The organism is Paenarthrobacter sp. NPDC057355 (assembly GCF_042667405.1).
GTDB lineage: Bacteria > Actinomycetota > Actinomycetes > Actinomycetales > Micrococcaceae > Arthrobacter.
On record NZ_JBHVAL010000001.1, the window covers coordinates 119,460 to 137,111 of the forward strand.

The following is a 17,652-nucleotide window of genomic DNA, read 5'->3' on the forward strand; positions in this document are numbered from 1 at the left end:
GCCTTCTGTCCGGGGTAATTAATCCCGGAATCTTTATTGGCTCTATGCGGTGAGGATGGTGAGTGAGGACAGGTCAAAGCCTTCGGGTGTTATGTCGAACACGAGCAGGCCGGGGTCACTGTCTCTGCCTTGTGTTTGCCGGAACCAGTCTGATCCGTTGTCGAGTGTTGGCGCTCCAAGGCAGTACCGTTGCCGCCCGGTTGCTGGGTTGCGTCCCGCTACTGATGCGCTGAATGAGTGGTAGTGGCCGTGTACGAGGATGTCGGCTGTTGCTGCTGCTTGGGCTCCGAACGCTTGTTTCTGCCACCATGTGACGGCTTGCCCTGGCCCGAACTGGTTGCCGTGGACTAGTCCGATCTTGGTGCCGTAGAAGTCCACTGCTACTGACTCGTCGTACTCTGCTGGCTTGGTCCATTTGACTGCCATGTTCTTAGCGTCGGTGACTTTGGCGACTTGCTTGTGCATGAACAGGCCGAGGTCATCGCCGGGCTTGCCTAGCTGCTGCTTACCGTTCCTCCACGCAGCATGATTGCTTGGTATGCCTGCGACGGTCACGGGTGCGTGGTAGTGGGCGAGGTTGATGTATTCGAACAGCTCTGTGCCGTAGGTGTCGAGCTGCGCCGACAGTGACAGGTCGTTCGTGAACATGGGGTTGCCCCCGGATTCGAACCCTTCGATACCGTCGCCTGCGTCCGCGATCATGATCTGATCGGGTTCACGTTCGGCTAACAGTGCGTCGAGCTTTTCTCGGATCACGACGGATCGTGCGATGAGTTCTTTGGTGCCGCCGCGGGATCCGGTCTTGCCGATCTGCGGGTCTGCCCAAACAATAATGGTGGCGCGGTCGCTACCATTCTGTAACGGCTTCGGTGTGGCTTGCTTGGAGGCTGCGTAGAGCGCCGGCAGGTCAATGTTCTGAGCGGCTTGTTTGCGGGTGAACTGCGCCCGGTATGAGTACAGGTTCACGACATCGCGTGTGCCGTCTTCGAGTGCTTTGGATTGCTGCCAGGTTCCGCATCGTACTGTGTCGTTGACGATGGAGAACTCTTCGGGGTTCAGGTTGAACCGTTGGAAGATGTGGGTCCAGTCGGTGACTGGTTGTTCGGTTTGCACGTCGATGAACTCGCCACCGTCTGGGCGTACGTCGGCTTTGCCGGTGAGGACTGGGGCGGTTGCTGGGTGCGTGTTGGTGTCGGGTTCGCAGATGCAGTTCCCTGAGCGGCAGTCGTTGATGGCTGATTTGGAGATGCCGAGCAGTTTGGAGAGTTGCCGTGATGGGATGGTCGCGTGGGCTGGGTCTTTGACTAGCCCGTATTTGCATTTGCGGTTCACGGCTTGCTCCTTTTGCTCATAAGGGTGATGGACAGGTACTAGCTCGTCCCCGCTGTGTCAGTTGTCGGCCGGGGGTGTTCTCTGTCCTCGTGGGAGCAGCAGGAATCGAACCTGCCGTGGACTGATTTACAGTCAGCCCTGTCACCTTGACTCTTCTACTCCCGTGTGACTGACGCTCATGTTCGTCAGGCACTATTCAGTTGTGTTTTCCGCGCCTTGCAAGTGGCCGGCGGTGTTGCTTGGTGGGCCAGCACGCGGAAATTTGTTTCTGCACCCGGCAGCCCATTGTGATGAGCAGCACGAGTGGGCTTGACGTGGCGGAAACCAGGGGGTGCGTCGCCACGCTTAACCGGGTGCAGAAAATCTAGACGCGCACTGCGTATCCGCCGAGCTTGGTCGCTGCGGCCTGGGCGTTGCGGTATCCGTCGAAGTGGTTGAGTGGCTTATTGTCACCGTCGCGCAGGGTCTTCCCGGCGTTGTTGACTACTCGCCAGTTGCGAACGTCAGCGTAGGTGAATTTGCGGGCCATGGTGTGCTCATTTCCTTGTGGATGGGTGGGACGCTTCTTGGCCTTCAACCCAGTGGTCGTCTTTGATGCCCTCATACAGGCGGTAGGACTCGTCTGCCATGTACTCGGTGAGGGGTTCGAGGGCTGCGTGGTACTGGTTCGCGTGGTGTACGCAGAAGAACAGTTCCCCGTCTGGGCAGCGTTCGGTGGAGAGTAGCGCGTACATGCGGAACGCTTGCGCTGAGCACCTATCGCACCTGAATGAGGCATCGAGCATGTTCGTCACGACTGTCTGGCACATGCTGACCCCCGTTTGGGCAAAGGGAAAGGCCCGGGTTACCAGAGCCCTATTGTGATGTAGTTCGTCCAACATCGAGATGCGTGAGTGAGCAACGAAAAGGCACTAAGGTGCCAAACGCCCTTCCTTGTGCATGGCAATAAGTATTCGGCTTGTCGCCCGTTTGCGCTCAGCTTTCTTGCCCGTGAAGTGCCTAGTGTCTAAGTATGCGTGTCCATACGGAACTTCCGGCAGCGCACTGTCATCCACGACTCGGCACCCGGCTGAGATCACTTCCCCTATTGATACCCCCCACGTGCCAACCGACTTACCCGAGAAGTCTAGGTGGGCCTCCAGAGCCGTTCGCTTCGACGAGCGACTGCCAGAAAGCTTTCCCTGGTCCACTGGAAAGTCACCGAGCATCTGGGAGGTGGGTTGCCCGACCTGTGCGTCGTAAAAGCTCGGATGGCACTGACGGAAGTAGAACTCGGCTTCGTCTTCGAGCACTCGTTCAGCCGGCTCTAGTTCAGCGAAGCTAGCCTGCTCATCCATTCACGTTGTCCTTCGCGAAGGAAACGACAGCTTCGACATCATTTGTTTCCAATTCGGCAGTCGAATCAGTCGACTGATCGTAGGCAAACGCGTCCATAGATCCGATCCCATCAATTTCTATGACCACGTGTGATAGGGCGGATAACCATTCGACGTTAACGCCACCTTCCGGGCGCGCGAAGACCCCGGGCGACGGCATACCAATACTTTCGAGAAGTACCAGCAGGTCGCGCGTGCGCTCAAGAGCGGGTAGAGGCACCTCGCAACCCTGTCCGTCCAGCCAGCCGTTGGGTGTCTCGGCTAGGCGGTGGAGTTGGACGGCGTGCTGCTCGCTGCATTCGAACACCTCAACCCCCGAGACTGCCGAAATGGACAAGGGGCCGCTTGAGCCTCGAACTTTGAATGTGCAGGTAATGATGTTCAGCACAGCACTGCCTGGGACATCCAAGGCCGCTTTGAGGTCTGGGATTATCGATCCGTTGGGTATCTTGCCGTTGATCGCCCGCCCGGCGCTGAGCCGAAAGGTGAACGTTCCCGCGTCAGTATTTAGCCGCGTCAAGCGCCCTAAGAGGCGTCCAGACCTGGTGGAGATCTGCGCGTCAAGAGACTTGATGGCTTTGCGTCGTAGCTCCCGCGTATACGTGATTAGATCTTGTCCCGGTCTCCCCATAGAGACTCGTTCGTCTCCTCGGAATCCTCGGCCAAGGTCTTTGAAGGCGTTCCTGGAACCTTCAGTGAAGTCGTGTCTAATGTCGATTCCGGAAGTTATCTGACGGAAGACTTCGTCGATTCGATCCACAGTCGACTTAACCACGTCATCGTCATCTTCATACTCCAAAGCCGGAGCGTAGTCTGGCCGGACCTCGGTATCTACCGACCCGTCTTTGAGTTTCATCAAACGAAGCTGAAGAAGATCTTCTAAAAACTTCGGAGTGGGAACGTTATCTCCGGAAACCTCTCTCCAGATGTCCTTGCCGATCTCAAGAAACAACTTTTGATAGCGCAGCAACTCGGCGAGGCCATTAATGTGCACGCCATCTAGCTCAAACCTGCCGCCACGAAAGACAAGAGCGCGCGTCTGCTCGCGCCTTTCGTCTTCGTCATGATGGTGCATGGCTAGATTATTGCAGAGTAAAATCACGAATCGGTGACGAGAGACGCGTGAAGCCCCGGAGCGGTTTGCTCGACGGGGCTTCACTTTGTTTTGGGCAGACCTGTGGTCTGTAGCTCCAGTTTAACAGGTGGATTGGCGGATGACAAGCACGTAATTACGCGGATGGAATTCTCGCTTTACTGCGGTCACTTTTGCTCGCGTTCAGCCTCGCGTCGGCGCTTGTATGCGGGGTTTTTGAGGTTGCCGTGTGAGTACCAGGAATCGCCCAAGGGGGACGTGAACTGCGGTCCGGTCACCAGTACTTCGCGGACTTCGGCAACTTCTAGTTCTTCGATGCACTCGGGGCAGGCGCCATCCTCACAGGGCTTGAACGTGTTCGGCATGATGACCTTCACCAAGGCCCCGCATAGCGCGGCACGGTAGTCCTGCGTCTCTTCGATGAAGTAGGGGTTTTTCATCTTGGGTTCGGCGGCTGCGGGGCGTACTGCGTGGATGACACCGGGTTCGTCGTAGTTGCAAGGGACCCATTTTCCGGCTGCCTCGTCTCGGGTCATGCCGTAGCTGGTGAGGCCGGCGAGGGGTTTGGTGACGTTCATGCTGCCTTCCCAAGTGTGGTTGCGAGGTCGTTGATTGCTGGCCCTTCCCAGCTTGTGTTGCAGGCGCCGCAGCGTGCTTCGTGTCTTGTCGCGGTGATGGCGGTGTTCCGCACGTATTCGTCTTCGACCCATGTCCATGCGTGGGTGGCGTGGCATGCGGGGCAGGCGCCTTTCACTTCCAGGCGTGGGACGGGGTTCAGGAGTGCCTCTATCGCGGACGCCCATTTCGTGGCAGACCGGAGGCACCGCTCGGCGCTCTGACCGCTCTCGTCCAGATTGGCTGCCTCTGCCCAGCTCAGGAGCTTCTGCTCCGGGGACAGTGCCGGGTTGTCTTTGCCGGTGAGGGCAATGTGCATGGTGTTGAGGATTTCGCGGATTTCAGACCACAGGGTGACTGCTCCCAGGGCGATAGGGGAGCGTGACCCGGAGGACTTGGCCCCGGTCGCTGCGCGACTTCCCGAGGCTTGCTCTTGACGAAGCTGGGTGAACAGCGCCAGTTCGGTCGGGTAAGTCACTTGACCTGTTACGGCGTCCACGTGAGTGGTTTTGTGGTCGCGTGTGAGGCGGTGGACGGTGGAGCGAAGGTCTGCGTGCAACATATGTTGTGTCTCCTGGCGAAGGGTGGTCATGTGGCTAGGCTGCGGTTTGGTGGTCGTTGAATCCGAGGTAGTTCTGTCTTGTGCGTGCGGTGACGGTTTCCCCGGTCCACGGGAAAGCTCCACCGCGCCACAGTTCACGGGGCCACAGACGACCGGCCTCGCGGTCGCCGCGCCATCGGGTCACCAGCGTCATGTCCGGGTTGTTGGCGTCGGGGTGGAGTCCGAAGCCAAACTCGGGCCAACCCATCAGTGCCGCGGATCCTCGCGGCGCTAGGTCGCGTACAAGATTTTGAGAGTTTCCCTTGCTGGCGTGACCTTCCATGATGAGGGCGACGCCACGGTCACGGAGGGAGTCCAAGGCCATGATCAGCGGAGCAGCTTCCTGGTCGTTGTTGATGCCGGTGGAAACCATCTTGTAGAGCGGGCCGATGGCGAGGACGTCGGGGGAGTGCTCGTCTAGGAGTCGGTGGACTTCGCCGAGGGTTGCGTCCTTGGTGATGTCGATCCTGCCCTTCGCGTAGATTTCGACGTTCGGTGCCGGGTCAGCGATTCCGTAAGCTGCGGCTTTGGCTGTCATGCCGCGGACCTGCGCTCGCCACTGCGCCTCGGTGTTTTCGGCGTCAACGACAAGGACCTTCAACGGGTTGTCCAACATGTCCCATGTGGTCGGGTGGATGCCGGCTGCCATGCAGATCAGCATTTGCCGGATCCAGGTCGTTTTGCCACCTCCTTCGAAGCCTGTGAGGATGAGCCGATCACCACGCTCCAGCAGGTCTGGGATTAGCCAGTCGTGGTCCTCCTGCACTGCGAGGATGGCTTCCAGTGTCTTTGTGGTCATCCGCTGGGTGCCGCTCGCCGCCAAGTTCTTTATCGCCTCTGCTGCCGCCTGGGCCGCCTGTGAAGGGTGACGGGTTTCGTCAGTGGCTTCACGCAGCAATGAAGTTGCGATGATTGACAGCTTGCGGCGGGAAGAGGCCTCCTTCACCTGATCCGCGTAGAAGCTGATGGACTCTGCGGAACCGACTCCCTCCACCATCCTGTGAAGGTCAACAACCTCAATGCCCCTGGCGCCAAGCTCCTGAGCCCTCGTCCACACACTGAAAGGCTCAACAGGTTCGTCGGCCTTGCGGAGCTGAACGATAGCCCTGAAAACATCCGCGTGGGTTTTAGATTTGAAGTCGCCGGGTTCGAGTACACCCGACGCGAACCTGATGCTGTCAGGGGTGAGCATGCACGCACCTATAACCAGTTCTTCGGGCGTCATCGGTTCACCCACGCATACCCGGCTGGCACTGACTGCCCCGTCTCTGGTGCCGGCTTGGCCCAGTCCTTCGCATTACGCATCCACGTGTACCAAGCCCTGCTCCAGTCCGTAAACATGCTTCCTTTCGCTGCGTGATGGTCAAGAAACCGTGCGGTCTGATCGGCGAGGTCAACTGTGATGTTGTTGTCTTTCGCCCAAGCCCGCATTGCGTCGGTGATGGGTAGTGTTTCGGGGCATGCTGATTTTCGTTTTGTCGGGTTTATCTTTTTATCTTCGTTAGAAGATGTAGCTGTAGTAGTAGCTGTAGTTGTAGGCAGGGGGTCAGCTTGACCAGCGTTTAGGGTAAGCGCTGGGGTAAATGGAGGGCTAAGGGCAGGCCTAAGTGCTTGGGTAAAGTCAGCCATATCAGTACCCTTCCCTTTGATCAAAGCCATGACTTTCTCTTGCCTAAACGCTGCCCATTCTGGGAACTCAGAGTGCAGCCGCTGAAGTTCAAAGGTCACAACTTCGCGGATCTTTTTTGAAGCCACAGACCCGTAGGCGTTGACCATTGAGACTGATAGCTTCGGCTGCTTCAACAGCCCGTCGTGACGCATGAAGGAGCGAACCAGGATTTCCTCTGTTTCCTCGTCGATGAAGACGAAGCGTTTCTCCTGGAGACTCTCAGCCGTCGTCTGCACGCCGGCGCGTGTGGCGTCGGATGCCATTGCGGCGAGCCGCGCCGTCCTCCAGTCAACGACTCCCACGTAGTTCAGGTCGGGGTGGGTAGATAGCAGCCAGTAAAGGTGTTGCTCGGCGATGGTTAGGTCACGCCAGTCTTGGTCCGTATGGATTGCGGTGTTGATGTTGGCTCTGTCCCGTGCCATTCACACACCACCGTCCGCGAGTATGCTCTCAACAAAGCTGACTGGCCGCCCCAGGCCCGCAGCGATTTGGGGTGTTGTGAGCCCGTAGTGCCTGGCCTGGCGGACGTAGAAAGCTACCGCGTGAGGTCGGGCGCCGAGGTCTCGCGCGAGATTTAGGAAGTCCATGGCGTGGAATTGCATGTCAGGGGTCGGTGGTTTACGCATTGATGTGTCCTTGTTATGCGCTGAGGGTTTGGATGAAGGTGGTTACCTGCCGGCCCCGAAGAGGACGGGGCCGGCAGGCCCGAGCTAGCTCAGCCGTTCAAAGAACTCGTGGTCAGGTTTGTTGGCAAGGCGGAATAGTTCAGCCCAGTCGCCGCCCGCCATGACCTTCTTGGGGTTCTCCGCGCTCAGCCATGCCGAGTAGGTGGCGTCTGCCAGCAGCTCCGGTGACAGTTTCCCGGCCCTGGCAAGGCGCAGCACCGTTTCCGCGTATCGAGTGTGGCTAACTTCTTCCTGGAATTCGGCCAAGGCGGAAGGTGTGACGCTTGACGCTTGGTCGAAGTGATCCAGCCACGTTGCGTAGACATCGTTCGAGGGATCGGTTAGAGTCATTGCAGAAGACATAACGATTAAGACCTATCTATATTTTGCTGGTTTTGATCAGGCGGGTTGGACTTGCAAGGGCAAATTGCAGAGATCAGCCCGCTTTTTTGTACGTTCCGTGTTTGATCGCCCCCCGGCTGCCAAACACTCTTGAGGGAGTGGCTCCGAGCCCCCCTGCCTCTACGGGATGACAGTCAGGCCGTCTGGTCGCACTGCTGGCGTTCGCCGTTCTCCCAGGTCACCCAGACACCCCGGCTGGTTACGCGCCAAACTTTCCCATTAGGGCCGTCCGCCTTGCCGGACATTCCGACGTACTGCACGCGTCTGCCGGCGAACTTCATTTGCAAGTCAGAGATGGGCATCTCAAGCTGCTGATTCGAACGCTGCGTTGATCCAGTCGATTACATCGCTTTCGCGGTACATAACTCTTCCACCGCATTTCGCGGCTTTCGGACCCTTGCCCAGATGCCTGTAATAGCGCAGGGTGTTCACCGGTATGCGCGTCATCTCTGAGACCTCTGCAATCGTCCTCAGTTTTGGTACTTCCGTCATCTTCCGCACCTCTCTCTAATCTGGTGTGTTGGAGTATTGGCAACATGAGTGCCTAGAGAAAGTATGCACCAGTGATTGAAGAACCGCAACACCTTGTGGTTATCATTGAGGCATGAGCGATGAATACAACCTGCAAGGCGAGCGGGCCGTTGCCGACCAGGCTGAGGAGAACCAGTTCGCGGAAAACGTTCAAAGACTTCGAGAACTCAAGGGATGGTCGCAGGGCGAGCTGGCTAGGCGTATGACCGAAGAGGGGTGGGAGGGTTTCCACCAGACGACGATCAGCCGCATCGAAAAGGGACAGCGACCTGTGCGGCTCGCAGAAGCCCGTGGGCTGGCCCGCGTGCTGGGGAACCAGGTGGGCATGATGATTGCCCCACCTGCCGAGTCGGAAATCCTTGAAGGTTTGGCTATGAACATCGGATATATGCGGCTTCATAGCAGGCGCATATGGGCCGAGCTAGAGAAGATCGAGGATCGCAAAATTGGTTTGCAGGCTCTAGTTCACGACGTGGAGAAGATCCCGCAAGAACAATGGGAGCGTCTGGGTCTGTGGGAGTTCGTGACACAACTCGTTGTCCAAGCAAGCCATATGCAGAAGTGGACGCCGCAATGGCTTCTTGCCGATGAAGGGGCGGGAGAACATGGCGAGCATTCAGAAGCGTGACAATGGTTCTTGGCGTGCACGCTATCGCGATGAAGCCGGCAAAGAGCATGCTCGGCACTTCCCACGCAAGACTGACGCGCAACGATGGTTGGACGAGGTAACCGCTTCCGTTGTCGCTGGCACCTATGTTGACCCGAAGACTGCGCTAACAACAGTCCAAGAGTGGTCGGCAACTTGGCTTCGGGGGTACGAAAACAACAGGCCCTCAACTGTCCGGCAAGCGAAGACGCACATAAAACGGATCAATGCCGACTTTGGCGCCCGTGCGCTCAAGAGCGTTCGACCATCTGAGGTCAAAGCCTGGACAGCCCGCCTCAGCGATGAAGGGCTGGCGGACTCCACTGTCTACGCGCTGCATTCACGATTGGGCCAGCTGTTCGCGGACGCAGTGCATGATGGATTGCTTCCAAAGTCCCCAGTGAGTCGGCGAACTGCTCCCAAGGCTGGCAAGCAACGGGCGTATGTTGCCACGACTGAGCAAGTGTGGGCACTCCATGATGCGATGCCGTCAGGATTACAGCCAGCGATTCTGCTTGCCGCGTTTGCCGGTCTGCGGATTGCCGAAGCCGTCGCACTGCGAGTCTCCGACGTGGATTTCATGCGAGGCATCATCACCCCCGCCATTCAATATCCATGCGTTGACCTCAAGACTGAGGAATCCAAGAATCCGATACCGATCCCTCAGAATCTATGCCTTGAGCTATCCGTGAATCACTCACGGTGGGGGAGTGAGACACTCGTGACGAACGAATATGGCCGCGGCATCTCACCTCATCGGTTGGAGCACTACTTTCGGGAGGCCAGGAAGTCGGTTCCCGGACTCCCTGAGGGGTTCCGGTTCCACGACCTGAGGCACTACTTTGCATCACTGCTCATCGCCCAAGGCTTGGATGTGAAGGTTGTTCAGAAGAGCCTTAGGCATTCATCAGCTAAAACAACTCTCGACACATACGGGCACATGTGGCCGGATAAGGAAGACACGGCGCGAGCGGCGGTTGCCGGTGTACTTGCGGAGCGCCTATCTCGGCGGACTGCAAGAGAGGCCTGAGAGCATCCGAATACGAAGAAGGCCGGCCTCAGGTGGTGAAACCTGGGGCCGGCCTTTTCTGTGTCTTGAATCTTGCGGACTGTGTGCGGACTATGCCCGCTTGTGCCGCATGATCTAGCTACACGCCGTAGTAGAGCTCGAACTCGTAGGGGTTCGGGCGCAGCGACAGCGGGCGGATCTCGTTCTCGTACTTGTACTCGATCCAGGTGTCGATCAGGTCCTGGGTGAAGACGCCGCCGGCCTGCAGGAACTCGTTGTCCTCGCGCAGGGCCTCCAGGGCCTCTTCCAGGGAACCCGGAGCCTTGGGGATGTCCTTGGCTTCCTCGGCCGGGAGCTCGTAGAGGTCCTTGTCGATCGGTGCCGGTGGTTCAATGCGGTTGCGGATGCCGTCGATGCCGGCCATCAGCTGTGCAGCGAAGGCAAGGTACGGGTTGGACGAGGGGTCCGGCGCGCGGAACTCGATGCGCTTGGCCTTCGGGTTGGTGCCCGTGATCGGAATGCGGATACCGGCGGAGCGGTTGCCCTGCGAGTACACCATGTTCACGGGAGCCTCGAAGCCCTTGACCAGGCGACGGTAGGAGTTGACCGTCGGGTTGGTGAACGCCAGGACTGCGGAAGCGTGCTTCAGCAGACCGCCGATGTACCAGCGGGCGGTGTCGGAAAGGCCGGCGTAGCCCTTCTCGTCGTAGAACAGGGGATCGCCGTTGCTCCACAGTGACTGGTGGCAGTGCATGCCCGAGCCGTTGTCACCGAAGACCGGCTTCGGCATGAACGTTACGGACTTGCCCCAGGCATCAGCGGTGTTCTTGATGACGTACTTGAACTTCTGCAGGTCATCAGCAGCTGCGGTCAGCGTGGTGAACTTGTAGTTGATCTCGGCCTGGCCGGCAGAACCAACTTCGTGGTGGGAGCGCTCGACCTCAAGGCCTGCCTTGTCCAGCTCGACGCACATGGCGTCACGGAGGTCAGCCTGCTTGTCAGTGGGGGATACCGGGAAGTAGCCGCCCTTGACGGGGGTCTTGTAGCCGAGGTTGCCGCCCTCTTCCTTGCGGCCGGTGTTCCAGTGGGCTTCTTCGGAGTCGATCTTGTAGAAGCTGCCCTGCGGGGAGGACTCGTACTGGATGTTGTCGAAGACGAAGAACTCGGCCTCGGGAGCGAAGAACGCGGTGTCGGCGATGCCGGTGGAGGCCAAGTAAGCTTCTGCCTTCTCTGCCACACCACGGGGGTCGCGGTGGTAGGGGTCACCGGTGCGCGGGTTCACGATGGAGAAGTTCAGGGCAAGCGTCTTCTCGATGCGGAACGTGTCGATGAAGGCCGAGGTTACATCCGGGATGAGCTGCATGTCCGACTCGGCGATGCCCTGGAAGCCGCGGATGGAAGATCCGTCGAAGAGCTGGCCGTGGACGAAGAAGTCCAGGTCAACGCTCTTGGCCGGCACGTTGAAGTGCTGCTGGACACCAGGAAGGTCGGTGAAGCGGATATCGACGAATTTGACGTCTTCGTCTTTGATGAACTTGAGGACTTCGTCCGCAGTCTTGAACATCTATGCTCCTTATGCATATCAAGTAACAGGCCCGGAAGGCCGCGTGGTGCAGCCCAGACCGAGGCGCGGGAAACACAAAAAGGTCCCCCTGCCATGGTGGCTGGCAACTCATACCACCATAGGGAGATGGGATTTCCCGGGGGTGTCAGTATTGTTTCCGGCAGGTTACAGAATCATCTGTCATGTAAACGGTAGTCTGCTTTCCGGTGTCGGGTCCACGACGGTCCGCTGGTCGAACATCCCGCCCCTCGCGCTCAAGGCCGCGGGCCGCCCGTCATGCCCGTTCCCTGTCCAGCGGCTACGCTTGGAGGGTGGTAGATCGAAAAGACATTGGCTCCTGGTTGAGCGGTCCGGACACCTCCGGCATCTCCAAATATCCCGGTGAGAGGCTCGGTCTGCCCGAGTCCGGTCCGGGCTCCATGGCGCGCGCGGGCCGCCGCATTCTGGGCATCGTGATCGACTGGACCATCGCGTTGGTTATCAGCAACTTCGCCTTCGGCGGAAATCAGTGGGCGACTCTCGCCATTTTCGCGGCGGAGCAGATCCTGCTGATCGGCACGCTCGGGTACAGCGTCGGGCACAGAATCGCCGGCATTCACGTGGTTCGCCTCGGCGGGGGCCCGGCGGGTCCACTGGCGGCCGTAGTCCGCACTCTTCTGCTGTGCCTGGTCATCCCCGCCGTCGTTTTCGACCCGGACCAGCGCGGTCTTCACGATAAAGCAATGAACACCATCCTCATCCGTATGTGACAGCTTCGGCGTCCATAACCCATCCAAACAAAAAACCGCCCCTGCCTCTTTTCAAGAGGCGGGGGCGGTTCCTTTTTGGTTCAGAAATCAGCGGCCACGGGCGGCTTTGCGATCAGGACGTGCCTTGTAGGGGTCGATGCCCTTGGGGATCGGCAGGCGATTGCCCAGTGAGTTGATGCGCTTGGACACCGCATTGACCTCCACCTTGGTGAGCTCGTTCTTCAGCTTGCCCATGGTCTTGGCCAGCTTGTTGAGCGGGACCTGTCCCTCGCCGCGGCCCGACTCCAGGACGTGGATAGTGACGTTGGGCAGGATGCGGGCAAGGCGCTTGCGCTCGGCTTCCACCAGCGGCTTGACCCGGTGGGTGGGGCCTTCGCTGACCAGTACGACGCCGGGACGTCCGATCGCCATGAACACGGCGTCCTGCGTGCGAGGGTTAACAGCAACGGGCTGGTCCTGCGTCACCCAACCGCGTCGAAGCGTTCCCAGCGCGGCGCCGGAGGCGCCGGGTTGGTTTTCGATCTGGGCGAAGGCGGCTTTCTCTGCCCGGCGGGAAAGAATGAAAACGGCGGCCAGGAGGCCCAGCGGAATGCCGATGATGAGTCCGGTGACCCAGTTCTCCAGAAGAAAACCGATCAGGAAGGCTACGGCTACCACGGCGAGGAACGCCAGCAGCATGATCCACACAACCTGCGGATCGTTTCGCCGGGTCATCTTGAAGACTTCAGCGATCTGCTTCAGCTGGCTCGGCTTCTTGGCCTTGGCTTCCTTGGGCTTGCGCTGGAACAGCCCACGCTTGGGTGCGTCGGCCGAGGGTGTCGAATTGCTGGAATCAGGGGATTTCGCCATAGTGCCTTAATTCTACGTGATGTACGCCGAAGGACCGGACGCCATTACGTGAGGCATCCGGTCCTTCGGAACTGCTGACTGGTACTGCCGGGTTGGCCGTACTGCTGCCGCCGCTTCGCTTCAGCTTGTGGGCTGGTTCAGCCGTGGGCGGCGAGGATGGTGGAGGCTTCCTGGCGGGTGGTGCCGGAGGACTCGATGTGGGCGAGGGCTTCGGGGATGTCCCAGCCCTTTTTGCGCATCGCGGTGGCCCAGAGGCGGCCGGCGCGGTAGGAGGAGCGGACCAGAGGCCCGGACATGACGCCGAGGAAGCCGATCTCTTCGGCTTCGTGCTGGAGGTCCACGAATTCCTGGGGCTTGACCCACCGGTCCACGGGCAGGTGCCGTTCGGACGGGCGCAGGTACTGGGTGATCGTAATCAGGTCACACCCCGCGGCGTGCAGGTCGCGCAGGGCTTCGGAGATTTCTTCGCGGGTCTCGCCCATGCCCAGGATCAGGTTGGACTTGGTCACCATGCCCAGGTCCCGGCCCTGGGTGATGACATCCAGGGACCTCTCGTAGCGGAACGCGGGCCGGATCCGCTTGAAGATCCGCGGCACGGTCTCGACGTTGTGGGCGAACACTTCGGGTTTGGACTCGCAAATCGCGGCGATGTGTTCAGGTTTGCCGGAGAAGTCCGGGATCAGCAGCTCCACCCCGGTACCGGGGTTCAGTTCATGGATTTTGCGGACCGTTTCGGCGTACAGCCACACGCCCTCGTCTTCGAGGTCGTCACGGGCCACCCCGGTCACGGTCGCGTAGCGCAGCTGCATGGCCTGCACCGAGCGGGCGACCTTGGTGGGTTCGAAACGGTCCAGCGGGGAGGGTTTGCCGGTATCGATCTGGCAGAAATCACAGCGCCGGGTACATTCGGACCCGCCGATCAGGAACGTCGCTTCCTTGTCTTCCCAGCACTCGAAAATGTTCGGGCACCCGGCCTCCTCGCACACGGTGTGCAGGCCTTCCTTCTTCACCAGGTTCTTCAACGCGACGAACTCCGGACCCATCTGGACCTTGGCCTTGATCCACTCAGGCTTACGCTCAACAGGAACCGCCGAGTTACGCTGCTCAACACGCAGCAACTTACGGCCTTCAGGTGCCAGGGTCACTGGAGTGCTCCTTCGGGGGTGGAAACGAGTGCTTCTTCATGCTTGCGGAATTCTTCCACGAAGCGGTCAACGATGTCGGCGGGGTTGATGGTCCGGCCGGTTTCCAGCGACATTGTGGTGACGCTGGCGTCAGTGATGCCGCAGGCAATGATCTGGGCATAGGGTGCGAGGTCGTTGCTGCAGTTGATGGCGACACCGTGCATGGTGACGCCGTCCAGAACGCGGATGCCGATGGCGGCAATCTTCCGGTCCGGGCCTTTATCGTCGGCCAGTACCCAGACGCCGGCGCGGCCTTTTACCGTGACGGCCTTGATGCCGTAGTCCACCATGACGGCGATCATCGTGGCTTCAAGGCGCTCCACGTAGTCGCGGATTCCAGCCCGGTTTTTCAGTTTTAGGATGGGGTAGGCAATCAGCTGACCGGGACCGTGCCAGGTCAGTTTTCCGCCTCGGTCCACGGGAACAACGGGGGTTCCGTCGAAGGGCCGCTCGTGATCTTCGGTGAGCTTGCCAGCCGTATAGACGGCGGCGTGCTCCAGAAGCAAGACGGTGCTGTTCTGCTCGCCCGCAACAACCTTGTTGTGGATCTCGCGCTGCAGGTCCCAGCCCTGCATGTAATCAACGAAGTCCGGGGCAAGACCCAGTTGTGAAAACTCAAGAGTCATGGGTTCAAGCTTAGACCCAGCAGGAGATTGGCCATGGTTTTGTGGTGAAGCTCTCAGTCGCATCATGCGGTGTGGCGCTTGTGGAGGGGAGGTCCAGCAGGGATCTGTGGATAACTTCTGCAGATATTCGCCGGGTCCGGTAGACCTTATTCATGGAAACTTTGGCAACCACCGAAGCCGTGGCACCCCTTTTTCCGGGCTACGAAATTACCCGGCAGCTTGGCCGCGGGAGCAGCTCGACAGTATGGCTTGGCACCCGGCTGGGCGACGGGACCCGGTTTGCGCTCAAATGTCCCCGCCGCGAAGCACAAGCGGAGCTCCTGGGAAACGCTGCCCGCGAAGTCATGCTCCTGTCCCATCTCAAGCATCAGCACATTGTCCGTGTCCACGAAGTCCTCCAGCCAGCTGATGGCCCCCCGGGGACGCTCGGGATCGTGATGGATTATGCGGCAGGTGGATCCCTGGCGAACCTGGTCTCCGGAAGGCAAAGACTAAGCATCGGGGAAACAGTGACAGTGCTGACACCCATCGCGCAGGCTTTGGCCTATTTGCATTCCCACGGCGTTGTGCACGGTGACGTTTCGCCGGGAAATGTCCTGTTGACCGCCGTCGGCATGCCGCTGTTGGCAGATTTGGGCCTCGCCGCCCGGGTGGGGGACCCGGAGCAGCGCCATGATGTGGGAACCGCTGGGTTCAGGGATCCATACGTCCCGGCAATAACGGACGACGGCGACCAGGAGCTCCGTCCGCAACGTGATGTCTTTTCGTTGGGCGCGATCGGCTGGTACTGCCTGACCGGCGTCGTGCCTGAAACAACCCAACTGAGGCCACCGCTGTCCTTGCTGGTGCCCGAGGTACCCAAGAGCCTGGCGGCGGCCCTCGAGGCTGCCTTGGATCCGGATCCCCTTGTGCGGCCGACGGCCAAGGAGTTCGGCAGCGCGGTATTCAGGAGTGCCGCACCCCAAACCGTGGACTTGTCGGGAGCCGTGCACCGTTCCGTCATTCCTGAGCTGCTGACGCGTCGCGAGGCGCACGGGCGTCCACCCCGCCGGGCAGGCTTCGGGATCCGGTGGAGGGGGAGGGACAGGGTGCGGCGTGCGCTCCAAGGCGTCCGCCAAAAGCGGGCCCGTCCAGCCTCGAAGATGCTCAGAAAGACCACCTTCACCCGACTGGCCCTGTTGCTTTCGGTGGTGGCGGTCGGCGCGGTGATCGGCGGCCTGGCCTTGAACCGCTCGTCAGGATGGATCCAGGAGCGCAGCACTCCGGCGGACCCTCCGGTCAGCCGCTTGGCGGCCTCGGACACCACCGCGCAAGCCACCCAAACAGCTGTCCTTCCCGTTCCCATGGACGGCGCCCTGCAAACCGAGGATCCCGCACTCGCTGTGGAGGCACTCTCGGCTTTGCGGGACTCCGCTTTGCGGGAAGGCCGCCTGGAACTTCTTGAGGCCGTTAATGCCCAAGGATCGCCGGCTGCGGAGTCGGACCGGAAGTTGAGCGCCCAATTGCGCGAATCCGGCACCAGGCTTGACGGGCTCACCACGCGGTTGTCAGGGCTGGAGGTGGGGCCGTCCACAACCTTGGATCACGTTGACGTGGACGTTACCGCAACCACCTCCGCCTATGCGGAACGCGATGCCGATGGCACAGTCGTCAGGACGGCGCCGGCGGGAGCTGCCAGGGAGCTTCGTTTGTCCTTGGTCCGCGCGGATGGACGCTGGTGGCTTTCGGAAATCACAGCGCCGGGTCATTGAACTACCGGTCCCGGTGTTCCTCCCCGCGCAACCAGGCCATGGCCTCGGCAAGGGACGGATGCTGCCACCGAAAGCCCGCTTCGGAGAGTCTGCCCGGCTCCATGCGTTGGTTCGCCAGGACCAGTTCATCCGCCAGCTTCCCCAGAACGAGTCTCAGGGCAGGGCGGGGCACCCGGCAGAAAGCCGGCCGGTGGTAGGCCTTTGCCAGGGCCGCGACAATCGTGTTCACGTCCGCGCTCTGCGGAGCGCAGACGTTGACCGGGCCTTCCAGCCCGGACGTGAGCAGGAAAGCGAGTGCGGAGGCCTCGTCGGCGAGTGTGATCCAGGGCCAGTACTGGCGGCCGTTACCGAAGGGTCCCCCCAGTCCAAGTTTCAACAAGGGAAGCAATGGACCCAAGGCTCCTCCTGTTGTACTCAGCACCACACCGGTGCGGGGAGTGACAACCCGGACATCTGCCGGTGCCTTCCTGGCCGCCTTTTCCCAATCGACGCACAACGGACCCAGGACTCCGCCGCCCGGAGCCGAATCCTCGCGCAGAATGCCGGGGCTGTCCGCCCCGTAATAACCGGAAGCGGACTGGCTGATGAAGGAAGCAGGTGGATTTCCAAGTCGCCCCATGGCGTCGGCGAGGGTCAGCGTGGCTTGAAGGCGGGAATCGCGAAGTACCTGCAACCGTTTCTTGGTCCATGGGCGGTCCCCGATCCCGGCACCGGAAAGGTTGACCACGGCATCCGCGCCATCCAGGACTCTTTCGTCCAGCTCACCTTTAGCCGGATCCCAGGTGAATTCACCGGGCGCGGCAGCGGGTCGCCGCACGAGCCGCACCACCTCGTCACCCCGGCCGGCCAAGTGCCTGGCCAGTGCGGTCCCAATCATTCCTGAAGCTCCGGACATCACGATGCGCATGACCCATCTCACCATAAGGCCAACGTCTGGCGGAAACGCCTGTTGGTGCCGTCGGCGGCGGGGGCCTCTTGACTATGATCGAA

General features: G+C 60.2%; 19 protein-coding genes and 1 tRNA gene. 4 read left to right on the plus strand and 16 right to left on the minus strand.

Annotated elements, in window-relative coordinates; all coding sequences use genetic code 11:
- Window positions 1-42: 42 nt before the first annotated feature.
- The 11 genes from ACFUOZ_RS00585 to ACFUOZ_RS00635 all read right to left on the minus strand — a co-directional run bounded on the left by ACFUOZ_RS00585 (window position 43) and on the right by ACFUOZ_RS00635 (window position 8,245).
- Window positions 43-1,332: a hypothetical protein gene (locus ACFUOZ_RS00585; protein WP_377543603.1), complete on the minus strand. Its 1,290-nt coding sequence runs from the start codon at window positions 1,330-1,332 to the stop codon at window positions 43-45.
- A 90-nt stretch (window positions 1,333-1,422) separates the two neighbouring features.
- A tRNA-OTHER gene (locus ACFUOZ_RS00590) sits at window positions 1,423-1,495 on the minus strand.
- 201 nt (window positions 1,496-1,696) lie between these two features.
- The gene (locus ACFUOZ_RS00595) at window positions 1,697-1,861 is read right to left on the minus strand and encodes a hypothetical protein (protein WP_377543605.1); all 165 of its coding nucleotides are present in this window, start codon (window positions 1,859-1,861) and stop codon (window positions 1,697-1,699) included.
- A gap of 7 nt (window positions 1,862-1,868) precedes the next feature.
- Window positions 1,869-2,066, minus strand: coding sequence for a hypothetical protein (locus tag ACFUOZ_RS00600; protein WP_377543607.1), 198 nt, complete (start codon window positions 2,064-2,066; stop codon window positions 1,869-1,871).
- Between the two features lie 595 nt (window positions 2,067-2,661).
- Window positions 2,662-3,783: a hypothetical protein gene (locus ACFUOZ_RS00605; protein WP_377543610.1), complete on the minus strand. Its 1,122-nt coding sequence runs from the start codon at window positions 3,781-3,783 to the stop codon at window positions 2,662-2,664.
- A gap of 185 nt (window positions 3,784-3,968) precedes the next feature.
- Complete coding sequence (locus ACFUOZ_RS00610) at window positions 3,969-4,379, minus strand: hypothetical protein (protein WP_377543612.1); 411 nt, start codon at window positions 4,377-4,379, stop codon at window positions 3,969-3,971.
- Complete coding sequence (locus tag ACFUOZ_RS00615) at window positions 4,376-5,008, minus strand: hypothetical protein (protein WP_377543614.1); 633 nt, start codon at window positions 5,006-5,008, stop codon at window positions 4,376-4,378. The genes ACFUOZ_RS00610 and ACFUOZ_RS00615 overlap by 4 nt, the downstream gene beginning before the upstream one ends.
- 4 nt (window positions 5,009-5,012) lie before the next feature.
- Window positions 5,013-6,242, minus strand: coding sequence for an AAA family ATPase (locus ACFUOZ_RS00620; RefSeq protein WP_377543616.1), 1,230 nt, complete (start codon window positions 6,240-6,242; stop codon window positions 5,013-5,015).
- Complete coding sequence (locus ACFUOZ_RS00625; protein WP_377543617.1) at window positions 6,239-7,108, minus strand: hypothetical protein; 870 nt, start codon at window positions 7,106-7,108, stop codon at window positions 6,239-6,241. The genes ACFUOZ_RS00620 and ACFUOZ_RS00625 overlap by 4 nt, the downstream gene beginning before the upstream one ends.
- Before the next feature lie 288 nt (window positions 7,109-7,396).
- Window positions 7,397-7,702 (minus strand): hypothetical protein, encoded by a 306-nt coding sequence (locus ACFUOZ_RS00630; RefSeq protein WP_377543619.1) that lies wholly within the window; start codon window positions 7,700-7,702, stop codon window positions 7,397-7,399.
- Between the two features lie 354 nt (window positions 7,703-8,056).
- On the minus strand, window positions 8,057-8,245 hold the full coding sequence (locus ACFUOZ_RS00635; protein ID WP_377543622.1) for a helix-turn-helix transcriptional regulator: 189 nt from the start codon (window positions 8,243-8,245) through the stop codon (window positions 8,057-8,059).
- Window positions 8,246-8,357: 112 nt separating this feature from the next.
- On the opposite strand from ACFUOZ_RS00635, the gene ACFUOZ_RS00640 reads away from it, so the two are divergent.
- Together ACFUOZ_RS00640 and ACFUOZ_RS00645 are read left to right on the plus strand one after the other, a co-directional pair.
- Window positions 8,358-8,912 carry a helix-turn-helix domain-containing protein gene (locus tag ACFUOZ_RS00640; RefSeq protein WP_377543624.1) on the plus strand — a complete coding sequence of 185 codons (555 nt, stop codon included), beginning with the start codon at window positions 8,358-8,360 and terminating at the stop codon, window positions 8,910-8,912.
- A 502-nt stretch (window positions 8,913-9,414) separates the two neighbouring features.
- Window positions 9,415-9,960, plus strand: coding sequence for a tyrosine-type recombinase/integrase (locus ACFUOZ_RS00645; protein WP_377544940.1), 546 nt, complete (start codon window positions 9,415-9,417; stop codon window positions 9,958-9,960).
- 118 nt (window positions 9,961-10,078) lie between these two features.
- Here ACFUOZ_RS00645 and glnA read toward each other — a convergent pair whose 3' ends face one another.
- A complete protein-coding gene (gene glnA / locus ACFUOZ_RS00650) occupies window positions 10,079-11,503 on the minus strand; it encodes a type I glutamate--ammonia ligase (protein WP_262278190.1) in 1,425 nt (474 codons plus the stop codon).
- Window positions 11,504-11,814: 311 nt separating this feature from the next.
- Between glnA and ACFUOZ_RS00655 the strand changes: the two genes are divergently transcribed.
- Window positions 11,815-12,252 carry an RDD family protein gene (locus ACFUOZ_RS00655; RefSeq protein WP_262278191.1) on the plus strand — a complete coding sequence of 146 codons (438 nt, stop codon included), beginning with the start codon at window positions 11,815-11,817 and terminating at the stop codon, window positions 12,250-12,252.
- A gap of 87 nt (window positions 12,253-12,339) precedes the next feature.
- On the opposite strand, the gene ACFUOZ_RS00660 is transcribed toward ACFUOZ_RS00655, so the two are convergent.
- From ACFUOZ_RS00660 to lipB, 3 genes are all read right to left on the minus strand, one after another.
- Complete coding sequence (locus tag ACFUOZ_RS00660) at window positions 12,340-13,101, minus strand: DUF4191 domain-containing protein (protein ID WP_377543627.1); 762 nt, start codon at window positions 13,099-13,101, stop codon at window positions 12,340-12,342.
- Between the two features lie 137 nt (window positions 13,102-13,238).
- A complete protein-coding gene (gene lipA / locus ACFUOZ_RS00665; RefSeq protein ID WP_377543630.1) occupies window positions 13,239-14,246 on the minus strand; it encodes a lipoyl synthase in 1,008 nt (335 codons plus the stop codon).
- Window positions 14,243-14,911, minus strand: coding sequence for a lipoyl(octanoyl) transferase LipB (gene lipB, locus ACFUOZ_RS00670; protein ID WP_144662548.1), 669 nt, complete (start codon window positions 14,909-14,911; stop codon window positions 14,243-14,245). The genes lipA and lipB overlap by 4 nt, the downstream gene beginning before the upstream one ends.
- Window positions 14,912-15,063: 152 nt before the next feature.
- Between lipB and ACFUOZ_RS00675 the strand changes: the two genes are divergently transcribed.
- The gene (locus ACFUOZ_RS00675; RefSeq protein WP_377543633.1) at window positions 15,064-16,662 is read left to right on the plus strand and encodes a serine/threonine protein kinase; all 1,599 of its coding nucleotides are present in this window, start codon (window positions 15,064-15,066) and stop codon (window positions 16,660-16,662) included.
- 1 nt (window position 16,663) lies between these two features.
- Here the strand turns inward: ACFUOZ_RS00675 and ACFUOZ_RS00680 are convergent, their stop codons facing one another.
- Window positions 16,664-17,569, minus strand: a complete 906-nt coding sequence (locus ACFUOZ_RS00680; RefSeq protein ID WP_377543635.1) for a TIGR01777 family oxidoreductase — start codon at window positions 17,567-17,569, stop codon at window positions 16,664-16,666.
- Window positions 17,570-17,652: the final 83 nt, after the last annotated feature.